Origin of the sequence: Streptomyces spinosisporus, from assembly GCF_022698145.1 — a bacterium.
GTDB classification, from domain to species: domain Bacteria; phylum Actinomycetota; class Actinomycetes; order Streptomycetales; family Streptomycetaceae; genus Streptomyces; species Streptomyces spinosisporus.
This window is the reverse complement of the sequence record NZ_JALDAX010000001.1, coordinates 107319-120136: the sequence shown is the minus strand read 5'-3', so window position 1 is coordinate 120136 and position 12818 is coordinate 107319. Positions and strand designations below refer to the sequence as shown.

Sequence of the window (12818 nt, the reverse complement as noted above, 5' to 3'; positions counted from 1 at the left end):
CACCGCGTCACCAGACCATCGCGGAACGCTAGCCCGCCTCCCTCTCCGGCACGGCCTCCGGCAGCACCCCTTCCGGGAGCACCTCTTCCTTCCGGGCCGTCTCCGGCAGAGCCACCCCCTGCAACCGCGTCCCCTCCCGGGGTAACTCCTCCTCACGGTCCGCGAGGCGGCGGAGCATTTGTTGGACTCGGTCGCGGGATTCGTCTGCGGCGTCGATGGATTCCATGCACTGCCAGTAGGTGCTCTCGTCGTCCGAGGCGCAGGCGAGGCCGACCAGGGCCATGCCCACCTCGCCGAGGAGGCCGCCGAGGCAGACGAGGGCCTGGCGTGCGTCGCCCAGTTCGGTGAGCTGGGCCGCGCGCAGATCCTCGGTGGCGAGGCGCGGCGTGTCCAGGACGCCGCACCCGCGTCCCGCCAGCTCCGTCAACCCCAGTGCCTCGCCCCGCAGTTCGGGTGGGCCGGCGACCGCGAGGCGGCTGCCTATCGCCTGCGCCAGGGCCTGCGCCTGCCACACCTCCGTCAGCATTTCCGGCGTGCCACCGCTCCCTGCCAGGGCACGTCTGCTCGTCACGATCAGCCGAACAGCGTCCATACGCTGCCCCCGTCTGTCTGGACGCGCTGCCCACACGTCCTCCGAACTCCGTTGTCCACTACCCAGAGTGAGGGTGTGTGGGACGAAAAGCCAGAGGAAGACCGAAATCTGTGGACAACAAATCGATTTCAGGCGGGATTTCGACTGCGGAGAGTGAAAGCGGACTGAACAGCTCCCCACATCCGCGGTCCCTACATCCGCCGGCCCCCGCACCCACCTACGGCGCGGGGAACCTCTCCTCATTGCGGTCGATCTTCGCGTCCAGCGCCGCGAGCGGATCGATGCCCAGGACCTCGCAGAGCTGAAGCAAGTAGGCGAGGACGTCCGCCACTTCGTCGGTCACCCGGTGCGCCGTGTCCGGATCGTCCATGACCCCGGCCGACTCCTCCGGCGTCAACCACTGGAAGATCTCCACCAGTTCGGACGCCTCCACGCTGAGCGCGGCGACGAGGTTCTTCGGGGTGTGGTACGGCTGCCAGTTGCGGGCGGCGGCGAAGTCGGCGAGCCTGCGCTGCAGTCTCGCCACGTCGAGGGCTTCGCGCGGGGGCTGCCCGTGCAGAGGCTGCTCGTGCGGGGGGCCGTCTTGCGGATCATCGGTCACGGTTCCAGGTGTACCACCGTGACCCCCTCACCCACCTTCACCCCGTCACCGCCCGAGCCTCCCGAGCCGTCCACCCCGCCCCCTCCCGTGATCCACGACCCGTCACTCACCGCCCCCACCACCCGAATATGCCCCCGCTCACCCATCCGCACCGCCAGTCGCAGCAGCTCCCTGCGCTGGTGCGGGTCGAGGGAGCGGTCGAAGCCGTCGGCGAGGACGGTGAGCGTCTGCATCGCGGCAGGCACCTCACCCGCGGGGTCCACCTCCAGGACACCCGGCCCGGTCAGCAGGACCAGCGCGAGCGCCAGATACCGCAACTCCCCGTCGCCCAGGCGCCGTAGAGCCGTGTGGTGGCCGTCGCCGCGGTCCAGCAGTGCCTGGACGGTGCCGTCGCCCAGCGGGCGGGCGAGCACGTCGGCCACCGGCCCCGGACAGCCCGCGCGCACGGCGTCGACGAGCAGGGCGTGCCGCCGCCCGCACTCGGCCCGGGTGCGCCACAGGACGTCGGCGAGGTTGTCGCAGCCCCCGAGGAGCCGCCCAGAGCCCATCGGCACAGGTGCGCGCATCCGGCCGGGTCGCGGGTCGCAGGCGAAGACGGACCGCAGGGCGACGACCATCTGCTCGGCGGCGGCGAGCACCCGGCGCTGCCCGTCGGTCTTGCCGGCCACGCGCAGGGGCAGCAGCGCGGTGCCGAGCCGGTCGTCGGGCAGCGGGCCGCGGGTCACGGACGCCGATCCGGCGGTGTGCCAGACGGCCTGCACCGTACGGCGGGAGGGGTCGCGCAGGGCGGTCTCCAGGAGGACCAGCCCCCCGGCCGTCAACCGCTCGCCCACGATGCGCAGTTCGGGCTCGGCCTGCACGGCGACGTCGAGCCGCACCGGCCCCTCGGGTCCGTCGGCGGTGCAGCCGATGCGGAACCCGCGCCGGCGCTGTGCGTCGGGCCGCGCCCGGTCCGGCACACAGGCGCTCGCGTCGGGGAACACCTCCCCCGCCTCGGCACCCGCGCCGAGCCTGGCCAGCGCCTCGTAGGCGCGCAGGGCGGTCGTCTTCCCGCAGCCGCTCCTGCCGGTGAACAACGTCACCGCCCCCAGCCCGAACCCCACTCCCCGGTGCCCGGCGAAGGCGGACAGCCGCAGCTCGGTGAGACAGGGGCGGACCGAGCGGGGGCGGTCCGCCCCGATGCGGTCCACGGACGGCGCTTCAGCAGGTGACAGGGTCATATCCGGACCGTAGGACCGTGTCCGTGCGGCGAACCGTTACGGCTTCGGGAGCTTCCTACGATCGGGGGACCGGGTCAGCCGCCGGACAGGCCGGCGCTCTCCATGAGCTCGGTGACCTCGGTGTCGGCCGGGGTGAGCAGGAAGACATTGCGGTCGACGCGGTGCATGCCGCTCGCCAGGCCGAAGACGACTCCGGTGCTGAAGTCCAGGACGCGCTTGGCGACTTCGTTCTCCGCGCCGGTGAGGTCGAGGAGGACGGGAACGCCGGCCATCAGGGTCTCGGCGACCTCGCGCGCGTCGGCGAACACATTGACCCGCAGGACCACGAAGCGACGGCGCAGCTCCGTCTCGGCCTCCGGGAGCGAGCGGTGGTCCACCGCCGACGGCCAGGCGTCGCGTCCACGCAGTGGTACGACCTGGGCCAGGCCCCTCCACTGTTCATCGGTGACGTCGTGGCTGTTCACCGGCTCCCCCCGAACTGACTCGTGACTCCGCGCATGCATCACTCATGCCTGCATCGGCCATTCTTACGCCACGTCACCCGTTCGGCCCAACTGCGACACGCTCCGCGACCGCCCCGGCCGCCCCTGTCGACCCGGCCATCCGGGCCGGCCCAGTCGTCCCGGTCGGCGGGCGAGCGCCGGACCGCAGCGTCACACCCGTCCGAAATGAGCCGCTTCCTGTTCGATCGAGGCTTCTTACCGGCCTCACACCGGACTCTTCACCGCGCGCCACGCCCCGCTCACCGGGCCCGACTAGCCTCCCGCGACGTGCACTTGGCAGAAACGCAGCTGGTGGCACCCGGTCGGCGGACACAGTCGGCGGTGTCCGCCCTTCCGGAACCGCCCGCCCAGTGGCACCGCGTTCTGACGCTTCTGGCGGACGTGAGCCTCTTCATCGGCACGCGCTCGGTGTGGACGCAGGGGGCGAGCCACCGGCTGCCGGTGGCCGCGGTGGTCTCGCTCTGCTACGTCTCGATCCTGGCGTGCGCGGTCCTGGCCCTGGCGGTGCGCCGAGCCCGGTCGCTGGCGCGGCTGGACCTGTGTGTCCTGATCACCGCCGTGACGCTGGCGGTGTGCACATGGGTCATGAACCACGGCGGCTCCGACGAGGCGGTCCTGACCACCCAGGCGGCCCGGGAGCTCGTCGCGGGCCACCCCGTCTACGGACAGCCCCGGCCCTGGCTGTTCGGGCACGGCGTCGCCCTCACCCCGACCGTGAGCGGCGGCTACGACTTCACCTACGGCTATCCGCCCCTGGCCCCGCTCCTGACCGCCCCGCTGCTGTGGCTGGGCCACGGCGGCGCCCCGGCGACGGCGGTGAGCACCGGCGCACTGCTCGTCGGCACGGTCGTGCTGTGGCGGATGCTCCCCACCTCGTGGCGTTCCGCAGCCACCATGGCGTGCCTGGGCTTCGGTTTTCTCCCGACGTACGGCCGGCTCGGCTATCCGGCGATCACGGCGCTGGCCCTGCTGATCCCGGTGGTGGTGCGCTGGCCGCGGATCGGCCGGGGCGGGCGGCTGGGTCCGGGCGGAGTGGCGCGGGCCATGTGCCTGGGCGCCGCCTGCGCCGCGCAGCAACTGCCGTGGTTCCTCGCGCCGTTCCTGCTGGCCGGGATCTACGCGGTGCGCCGGGGCGAGCTGGGCGGGCGCGCGGCGACGGCGGTCGTCCTGCGGATCACCGGTGTCGCCGCCACCGTGTGGCTGCTGATCAACACGTACTTCGTCGTCAGCGAACCGGGCACCTGGGTCACCGGCATCGCTCTGCCGCTGACCCAGGGGGCCACCCTGCACGGGCAGGGGCTCGGGGACGTCTCCCTGTACTTCACCGACGGCAGCGACCGGCTCGACTGCTACGCGTATGCGAGTGTGCTGCTGGCGGCGGCCCTGCTCGCGCTGCTGGTGCTGTTCATGCGGCGCCTGGGACCGGCGGCGACGGTCCTGCCCTGGTGCGCCTTCTATCTGGCGACCCGCTCCCAGGACGGCTACTACCTGTTGATGACCCCGCTGTGGCTGGCGGCGGCGGTCACCGCTCCCCCGTCGGAGTTCGCCCGCGCCTGGCAGCCGCGCCCGCGCGCACTGAGCGGCCCGCACCGCCGTACGGCACTGGCCGTGACGTCCGCGCTGCTGGTCGCCCCGGCGCTGGTGAGCGCCGCGCTCGCGGTCACCGGCACGGCGCCGCTGCAGCTGCGCGTCGCCGCGGTGCGGCGGGTGTCCGCGGACGCCGTCTCCCGGCTGACCGTGCAGGTCACGAACGTGGACGGCACCCCTCTGACGCCCCACTTCATGCTCACCACGAACCAGGGCTCCAGCAGGTACTGGTCACTGGTGCGGGGGCCGGCCACGGTGCCCGCCCACCGCACCGTACGGATGGAGATCAGACCGGCCTCGGGGACGTACGCCCTGCCCACCCGGCCGGGCACCCGCGTACGCCTGCGGGCCTTCACCGCCACGCCGCAGACGCTGTCGAGTGCCTACGTGCGACTGACGGGCCGGACCGATTCACCGACACACGGGGGAGATTGACAAGCCGTCAGGTCGTCGCGCCCCCGCGTACGAAGCGGAGTGTGGCAGAGACCGTGGTCAGGCCGCGGATCATGCCCAGCTGGTTCCATCCGAGACCGAAGTCGGCGCGGTCCACGGTGAATTCGGTGTCCAGGGTGAGGGCGTCGGCGTCGGCGCCGGTCAGGCGCGCGGTGAGGGTCTGCGGGCGGCTGATGCCGCGCACGGTCAGCTGACCGGAGATCTCGACGGTGTCGCCGGCCCCGGCCTTCGCGCTGCGCACGGCGAAGGTGATCTCGGGGTGGTTCTCGACGTCGAAGAAGTCGGCGGAGCGCAAATGGTCGTCGCGCTTCTTGTTTTTCGTGTCGAGCGTGGCGGCGTCCAGGGTCAGCGTGCCGGTGGCGGTGCCGTCGGGCCCGACCTCGCCCTGTCCGCCGACGGCTCCGAAGCTGCCCTTGACGGTGACGAGGCCCCACATCGTCCTGTGGCGCAGGGACACGGTGGAGGCGGTGGTGTCGAGCTGCCACACACCGGTTTCGACGGCGACGGTCATGGTCTTCTCCAGGGATGCGAGCGGGTGGTTCAAATTTGGATGACCACACGCTAGCCGGTTATCCAAATCTGGACAACCATCTGGTCCAAAAATGGACAACAGTTACACTCGACCCCATGGCCGACCCGGAGGAGCACCCCACCGACCTGCCCGAATGCCCGTCCGCGCAGGGTGACGGACTGCTGCCCAAGGAGCTGCGGGCGTGGATGGTGCTGCTGGCGGCCATGGGCGCGGTGGAGCAGGAGCTGCGCTCCGTCGTCAAGGACCGGCTGGACGTCTCGCACGACGAGTTCCTGATCCTGTGCCTGCTCGCCGAGCAGCCGGACGGGCTGCGCATGACCCGGGTCGCGGAGCTCCTCGGCCGCCCCAAGACCCGGCTCACCTATCAGATCGCCTGCCTCCAGCACGCCGGCCTGGTCACCCGGAAGTCGGTCTGCGGCGACCGGCGCGGCATCGAGGTCGCGCTCACCGAGAAGGCCCGCCGCCTCCTGGAGGAGGCCTCCGGCACGCTCGCCACGACGGTCACCGGTGCCCTGTCCCGCGTCATGGGCCCGGACCAGCACGCGGCGATGTGCGGTCTGCTGCCGGAGCTCGCCGAGGAGCCGGAAGCGCCGTAGCCGACGGCGTCGAAGCGCCTTCACCGGCGGCGCCGAAGCGGCGTGACCGGCGGCACGGATGCCCCTCCCGCGCCTGGGTACCCGGCGCTCCCGTGCCGTTGCCGCGTCGGCGACCGAAGGAGAGCTCCATGGGTGCGCTGGACCTGCCCGAACCCGTCGTCCGCAGCGGAGCCGCGCCCCCGGTGGACGTGGCGCGGCTGGAGGCCGCGCTGCGCGAGCGGGTCGACGGCGAGATCCGCTTCGACGCCGGGAGCCGGGCCGCGTACTCCACCGACGCCTCCAACTTCCGCCAGACCCCGATCGGCGTGGTCGTGCCCCGCACCCCCGAAGCGGCCGCGGAGGCGGTGGCCGTGGCGCGCGAGCACCACGCGCCCGTGCTCTCGCGCGGCGGCGGGACCAGCCTGGCCGGGCAGTGCACGAACGCGGGCGTGGTGATCGACTGGTCGAAGTACTGCCACCGCATCGAGTCCGTGGACGAACAGGCCCGCACCTGTGTCGTCCAGCCCGGCATCGTCCTCGACGAACTCAACCGGCAGCTCGCGCCCCTCGGTCTGCGCTACGGCCCCGAACCCGCCACGCACGCCAACTGCTGCATCGGCGGCATGATCGGCAACAACTCCTGCGGCGCCACCGCGCAGGCGCACGGCAAGGTCGTCGACAACATCGCCCGCCTGGAGGTGCTGCTCTACGACGGCACCCGCTTCTGGTGCGGCGAGACCAGTGACGAGGAGTACGCCGGGATCGAGCGGCAGGGCGATCTGCGGGCCGCGCTCTACCGGCAGTTGCGCGCCCTGCGGGACCGCTACGGCGACGAGGTGCGCCGCCGCTACCCGGACATCCCGCGCCGGGTCTCCGGCTACAACCTGGACTCGCTGCTGCCGGAACACGGCTTCGACGTCGCGGGGCTGCTCGTCGGCAGCGAGTCGACGCTGGTCACGGTGTTGCGGGCGGAGCTGGAGCTGGTGCCCGTGGTGAAGGAGCGCACGCTCGTCGTCCTCGGGTTCCCCGAGATCGCGGTGGCCGCCGACGCCGTACCGGCGATCCTGCCGTACGAGCCGATCGCGCTGGAGGGTCTCGACGCGCGGCTGCTCACGGACGAGCGGATCAAGGGGCTCAATCCGAAGGCGCGGGCCCAACTGCCCGAGGGGAACGCCTTCTTGATGGTGCAGTTCGGCGCGGACACCGTCGAGGAGTGCGAGGAGCGGGCACACCGGATGCTCCAGGGCCTCGACGAGTCCGAGCACGACGCCGAGGTCGCCTTCCTCGACGACCTCGCCCACGAGGACGAGTTGTGGCAGGTGCGCGAGGCCGGGCTCGGCGCCACCGCGCACATCCCGCAGCACGCCGACACCTTCGAGGGCTGGGAGGACTCGGCGGTGGCACCGGACCGGCTCGGCGGCTATCTGCGCCGCCTGACCGCGCTCTACGAGGAGTTCGGGTATCTCGACGACACCGGGCCCAGTCTCTACGGCCACTTCGGGCAGGGCTGTGTGCACACCCGTATCCCCTTCGACCTGTACTCGGCCGACGGGGTGGCGGCCTACCGGCGGTTCATGGAGCGGGCGGCGGACCTGGTCGCGGAGTTCGGCGGGTCGTTCTCCGGGGAGCACGGGGACGGGCAGAGCCGCGGGGAGCTGCTGCCGCGGATGTTCGGGGACGAAATCGTCGAGGCCTTCGGGCGGTTGAAGGCGGTCTTCGATCCGCTGGACCGGATGAACCCGGGGAAGGTCGTGGCGCCGTACCGGCTGGACGAGCACCTTCGCCTGGGCGGCGACTGGGCCCCGTACGCACCGCGTGACCTGCATTTCGCGTTCCCGGACGACGGGGGTTCGTTCGCCGAGGCCGCCAACCGGTGCGTGGGCGTGGGCAAGTGCCGGCAGCTCACCACGGACGGCGGTTCGGTGATGTGCCCCTCGTACCAGGTGACGCGCGAGGAGGAGCACTCCACGCGCGGGCGGGCGCGGCTGCTGTTCGAGATGCTCGACGGGCACGGGGACAGCGCCGTCCAGGACGGCTGGCGGTCCGAGGCGGTGCGCGACGCGCTCGATCTGTGCCTGGCCTGCAAGGGGTGCAAGAAGGACTGCCCGGCCGATGTCGACATGGCCACCTACAAGGCGGAGTTCCTCTCCCACCACTACGAGGGACGGCCCTGGCGCAGGCCCCGCTCCGACTACTCCATGGGCTGGCTGCCGCTTCTCGCCCAGGCCGTCGGCCGCCTGCGCCTCGGCCCGCTCGTCAACGCCCTCACCCACACCCCGCCGCTGTCGCGGGCGGCCCGGGCGCTCGCGGGGGTCGAGGACCGGGAGGTGCCGCTGTTCGCCCGGCAGACGCTGCAGCAGTGGTTCGCCGGACGCCGGGAGACCTACGGCGACGGGTGGCGCGGCAGCGTCCTGCTGTGGCCGGACACCTTCACCAACGTCTTCCACCCGCACGTCGGACGCGCGGCCGTGGAGGTCCTTGAGCACGCGGGCTGGCGGGTCGAGCTGCCGCAGGAGCCGCTGTGCTGCGGGCTGACCTGGATCTCCACCGGGCAACTGGACGTCGCGGAGCGGGTGTTGAGCCGTACCGTGCGCCATCTCGCCGGGCATGTGCGGGCGGGCGGCCTGGTGGTGGGGCTCGAACCGAGCTGCACCACCGTGTTCCGCTCGGACATGGGCGAACTCTTCCCCGGCGACCGCGATGTGCGCCGGCTGTCCGAGCAGACGGTGACGCTCGCGGAGCTGCTCACCGAGCACTCCCCCGGCTACGAGCCGCCGCAGGTGCCGGACCGTTCGGCGCGGGCGCTGGCCCAGGTGCACTGCCACCAGCACGCGGTGCTCGGCTGGAACGCCGATCAGGAGCTGCTCAGGCGGGCCGGCGTCGACGCCGAGCAACTGGAGTCCGGCTGCTGCGGCCTGGCCGGGAACTTCGGCTTCGAGCGCGGCCACCTGGAGGTCAGCGAGGCCTGCGCGGAGCGGGTGCTGCTCCCCCGGCTGCGCGAGGAGGACGCGGCCACCGTCCTCCTCGCCGACGGCTTCAGCTGCCGCACCCAGGTCCACGAGTTCGACAGCGGCGGCCACGAGGGAGTCCACCTGGCCGAGCTACTGGCCTCGGGCCTCCCCCGCGGCACACAGGGCAGCGCCTACGCCACAGGCCCGGACGTACGCCCCACCCCACCGGACCGACGCGCCAGGACACTGGCCCTGACCGGGGCCGGGCTGAGCGCGGCCGTCGTCGCGGCGGGGGTGGCACGTGGGCTGCGGAGGTGAACGCTGCCGCGGTCTACGCCACGGACCCCGGGCGTACGCCCCACCCCGCCGGGCCGACGCACCCGGGCCCCAACCCTGGCCGGGGCCGGGCTCGGCGCGGCCGTCGTCGCGGCGGGGGTGATACGCGGGCTGCGGAGGTGAACGCTGCCGCGGTCAGGAGGCCTTTCCGGGGCGGCCGTTGCGTAGGAGTGCGTAGGTCGCTGCCGCGAGGCCCAGTACGCCCGCGACGAGGCCGGTGATGCCGAGGCCTCGGGCGGTGCCGTCGGAGGAGGCTGACTCGGTGTTGCCGGTCGCCTTGGACTCCTTCGTCGAGGTGGCCGGGGTGCTGTCGTCCCCGGCCGGCTTCGCGGTCAGCGTGAGGACCGGTGCCGGGTTCTCCGGCTCCTCGTCGCCCTTCGCCGCCTCCTCGATCCAGCGGACGGTCTTGCCGTCGGAGTAGGTCTGCAGCGTCTTGAAGGTCAACCGGCCGGTGTCGTCGGGCAGTTGACCGAAGGCGACGTTGAAGTCCTGGTACTGCCCGGGACCGATCCTGCCGCCGGTCCACGTGATCTCGGAGACGGCGTCGGTGATGGTGCCGTCGTCGGTCTTGACCGGCGTCTTCAGCTTGGTGTTCGTGACCTTCGCCGTCCAGCCGTCCTGCGGCGGCGAGACGAGCACACCGAGGACGGGGTGGTCGGTGGGCAGGAAGACCTGCACCTTGGTCGTGCCGGCCGTGTCCTCCTCGTTGGGGACACGGAAGGTCAGGACGCCGTCCGTGGCGCCCTTCGCATAGGTCTCGGGGTGGACGGTGACATGCGCGGAGGCGATGCCCGCGGCGGCCAGAACTCCGGCCGCGGCAAGGGCGGTGACGGCCCCGGCGCGACCGAGGACGGTGTGTGCGATGGACATGGCTGGGTGGATCTCCGTACTGGAAGAGGGATGTCGGTCAGTTCGCGTACGACATCCCGCACGGCGGACCGCGCCGCTGCACCGCGTGCCTCAGCAGCAACCGCCGCAGCGGCCACGCCCCCTCGGCACCCGCGCATACGGGACCCGGCGCGTCCGGCACCCGCCACGCCCCGGTGCACACCCGCCACCACGCCACAAGACCGGGCACGAGCCCGACGGCCCGGCGCAGCAACGACCACACCGCGGCCTCCCCGCGCCGCAGCCACCACGTCAGCACCACGGCCGCCGCGAGATGGGCGAGCGTGGCGTGCGGTGTCAGGGCGTGGGGGTGGGTCATGCGCATGCCGGGCATGGCGGCCATCGCGTGCATGGCAGCCATCGCGTGCGTGGCGACCGTTGCGTGCGTGGCGGGCATCCCGTGCACGGCGGCCATCCCGTGCATGGCGCGCGTGCCGTGCGCGGCGGCCACCTCGTGCATCCCGTGCGCCCCGTACGCCCCATGCATCCCGTTCATGGCCCCCATTAGCGCACCGCTGTGCGGGCCTACAGCGTCGAAGCCCAGGTGCAACCCGCCCTGGGCCGTGAGCGTTCCCGCGCCGATGGCGGGCAGTGACCGCTCCCGGCCGCCCAGCAGACACCCGGCCCCGAAGACCGGTACGAACCCGGCGGCCTGCAGCCAGACGGGCGGCGCCGCCCCGGTCGCGAGGGCGTGTCCCCCGGCGGCGAGCAGCACGCACAGCGCGGCGAACACCGCCGCGCGCAGCGCGCGTACCGAAGGGGCCGCTGTCATGGCGCCCGATCCTGCCACGCCCGCGGACCGCCCCTCCCGGCGGATGCCCCGCCCCACAGGTGCACACTGGGGATCCACAGAGTCGGCGGCCGAGGCGGTGAGGGGATGACGTCCGCAGTGCGCATCCGTATCGACGGTGTGGACCTGCCCGGACGCGCGTGCGGGCCCGACGACGGCATCCCGTCGTACACGAACATCCATGTGGCCGTGCAGCGCCGGAACCGGCCGGCCGAACTGGTCGACCCGCAGCCCGGCGACGCCGCCCGTGCGAGCTGGACACTTGAGTGCACGGTCACCGGTACGGACGTCAGGGGTCCCTGTGTTCAAGGGCGTCCCGGAAACCGCTTCGTCTATCTGTCGTGGGGCTCGGTGGACGCATCCGGTGCCTTCGGCATGTTCCGCCGGGCCAAGCTGATGCTCGACGCGGTACCCACCGACGTGCTCCAAACCGCCGTCCGCACCGGGCTGTTGGTCGGACATCTCGGCCTGACCGACGGCCGTGGCCACCCGCTGTGCGCACGGGTGGTGCCGCCGCGCATCACCTGGACGGCCGGGGCCGCTGCACAGGGGTGACGGCCGGCGCGCCCGACCCGACAGCAGTTCCCGCGTGCGCGACACCGACGCCCGGCCCGCACCTCTCGGCGCACCGCCTCATGGCCGCGATGATGGACGACGGGCAGAGCGCCGAGATCTCCCCGGAACGGCGAGGCAGCCATGCACGATCGCCACCAGCAGCACGCACAGCACTCTCCGCACGCGCGGTACGCAGCGGGCGTCTTCCGCGCGGCCGGCGCCCGTACCGTCCTCGCACTCGGCACCGGGGACGGCGAGGACGCGCTGTTCCTCGCCCGCGAGGGTTTCACCGTGCGCGCAGTTCACGACGTACGCGAGCCCCTGCCGCTGCCCGACGACTCGGTGGACGCCGTGTACGCGCACCTGCTGCTGTGCATGGCGCTGTCGACGAAGGAGATCCGGGCGGCGGTGGACGAGTTGGGCCGTGTGCTGTGTCCCGGCGGTCTGCTCGTCTACACGGTCCGCCACACCGGCGACGCCCATCACGGCACCGGGATCTCCCACGGCGACCACATCTACGAACACGGCGGCCGCGTCGTGCACTTCTTCGACGCGGACCTGATCCACGACCTGGCCAAGGGGTGGCGCATGCACGGCCTGGAGGCCTTCGAGGAGGGCGAGTTGCCGCACAGGCTGTGGCGGGTCACCCAGGCCAGACCGCGGGTCACGGGCGCGCGTACCGCCCGTCGACCCGGATCGCCCGGATCCCGCTGATGTAGCGGGCCCCGCACCGGTCCTGGGGCAGCACCAGCTGGGAGCCGGCCAGGTCGAGCGGGGTGCCGTCGATGCTCGTGGCCAGCAGCACCGGCGCATACGCGAAGTCGGGGTCGATCTCGGCCCAGGACAGCAGGGCGTGGTGGCCGTCCGTGCCGGTGACCGCGATCAGGAAGCGCAGCCGGTCCTTGCGCCGGTCGGGGTCGAAGCCGGGCCCCGCGTCGGACAGCACGTCGTAGAGAAGCGGCCCGGCGAAGGTGTGGTGCTGGACGCCGCTGGTGCGGCACTCGAAGGCGACCCGCACCTCGTGCTGCGGCCAGCCGAGCAGATCGGGCACGGTCAGCCGGGCGGGGCGGGCGAGATCACCGCTGAGGGCGAGCTCGGCGACCGGCGGCGTCAGGGTCTGGCTCACGGGCTACCACCTCCCGCAGGACCGTACCCGGAAGGCCACTCACAGCAAACGCACTTGCGCGCCAAAATGTGCGTACAGCCGCGCTTTTGCCATGTGGCAGCCGATCATC

General features: G+C 72.5%; 12 protein-coding genes and 1 pseudogene. 5 read left to right on the top strand and 8 right to left on the bottom strand.

Going from position 1 to position 12818, the window contains the following annotated elements; translation table 11 throughout:
• Positions 1 to 139: 139 nt before the first annotated feature.
• The 4 genes and pseudogenes from MQN93_RS00515 to MQN93_RS00500 all read right to left on the bottom strand — a co-directional run.
• Positions 140 to 592: pseudogene (locus MQN93_RS00515) on the bottom strand (DUF6099 family protein); the annotation flags it as partial.
• A gap of 217 nt (positions 593 to 809) precedes the next feature.
• On the bottom strand, positions 810 to 1151 hold the full coding sequence (locus MQN93_RS00510) for a nucleotide pyrophosphohydrolase (protein WP_242708493.1): 342 nt from the start codon (positions 1149 to 1151) through the stop codon (positions 810 to 812).
• Positions 1152 to 1189: 38 nt separating this feature from the next.
• Positions 1190 to 2413, bottom strand: a complete 1224-nt coding sequence (locus MQN93_RS00505) for an AAA family ATPase (protein WP_242707813.1) — start codon at positions 2411 to 2413, stop codon at positions 1190 to 1192.
• A 74-nt stretch (positions 2414 to 2487) separates the two neighbouring features.
• Positions 2488 to 2916 carry a cell division protein SepF gene (locus tag MQN93_RS00500; RefSeq protein WP_242707812.1) on the bottom strand — a complete coding sequence of 143 codons (429 nt, stop codon included), beginning with the start codon at positions 2914 to 2916 and terminating at the stop codon, positions 2488 to 2490.
• A 321-nt stretch (positions 2917 to 3237) separates the two neighbouring features.
• Here MQN93_RS00500 and MQN93_RS00495 point away from each other — a divergent pair, with 321 nt between their 5' ends.
• Positions 3238 to 4938 carry a hypothetical protein gene (locus MQN93_RS00495; protein WP_242707811.1) on the top strand — a complete coding sequence of 567 codons (1701 nt, stop codon included), beginning with the start codon at positions 3238 to 3240 and terminating at the stop codon, positions 4936 to 4938.
• Between the two features lie 7 nt (positions 4939 to 4945).
• Here the strand turns inward: MQN93_RS00495 and MQN93_RS00490 are convergent, their stop codons facing one another.
• The gene (locus MQN93_RS00490; protein WP_242707810.1) at positions 4946 to 5467 is read right to left on the bottom strand and encodes a YceI family protein; all 522 of its coding nucleotides are present in this window, start codon (positions 5465 to 5467) and stop codon (positions 4946 to 4948) included.
• Positions 5468 to 5583: 116 nt separating this feature from the next.
• On the opposite strand from MQN93_RS00490, the gene MQN93_RS00485 reads away from it, so the two are divergent.
• Positions 5584 to 6084: a MarR family winged helix-turn-helix transcriptional regulator gene (locus MQN93_RS00485; RefSeq protein WP_242707809.1), complete on the top strand. Its 501-nt coding sequence runs from the start codon at positions 5584 to 5586 to the stop codon at positions 6082 to 6084.
• A gap of 128 nt (positions 6085 to 6212) precedes the next feature.
• Positions 6213 to 9332, top strand: a complete 3120-nt coding sequence (locus tag MQN93_RS00480; RefSeq protein ID WP_242707808.1) for an FAD-binding and (Fe-S)-binding domain-containing protein — start codon at positions 6213 to 6215, stop codon at positions 9330 to 9332.
• A 153-nt stretch (positions 9333 to 9485) separates the two neighbouring features.
• Here the strand turns inward: MQN93_RS00480 and MQN93_RS00475 are convergent, their stop codons facing one another.
• Positions 9486 to 10220: a YcnI family protein gene (locus tag MQN93_RS00475; RefSeq protein WP_242707807.1), complete on the bottom strand. Its 735-nt coding sequence runs from the start codon at positions 10218 to 10220 to the stop codon at positions 9486 to 9488.
• Positions 10221 to 10257: 37 nt separating this feature from the next.
• Positions 10258 to 11010, bottom strand: a complete 753-nt coding sequence (locus tag MQN93_RS00470) for a hypothetical protein (RefSeq protein ID WP_242707806.1) — start codon at positions 11008 to 11010, stop codon at positions 10258 to 10260.
• A gap of 105 nt (positions 11011 to 11115) precedes the next feature.
• Between MQN93_RS00470 and MQN93_RS00465 the strand changes: the two genes are divergently transcribed.
• Positions 11116 to 11583, top strand: coding sequence for a DUF5990 family protein (locus MQN93_RS00465; RefSeq protein WP_242707805.1), 468 nt, complete (start codon positions 11116 to 11118; stop codon positions 11581 to 11583).
• 141 nt (positions 11584 to 11724) lie between these two features.
• Entirely contained in the window at positions 11725 to 12297 is a 573-nt protein-coding gene (locus tag MQN93_RS00460) for a class I SAM-dependent methyltransferase (protein ID WP_242707804.1), read from the top strand.
• On the opposite strand, the gene MQN93_RS00455 is transcribed toward MQN93_RS00460, so the two are convergent.
• Positions 12248 to 12709, bottom strand: coding sequence for a molybdopterin-dependent oxidoreductase (locus tag MQN93_RS00455; RefSeq protein ID WP_242707803.1), 462 nt, complete (start codon positions 12707 to 12709; stop codon positions 12248 to 12250). The genes MQN93_RS00460 and MQN93_RS00455 overlap by 50 nt on opposite strands.
• Positions 12710 to 12818: the final 109 nt, after the last annotated feature.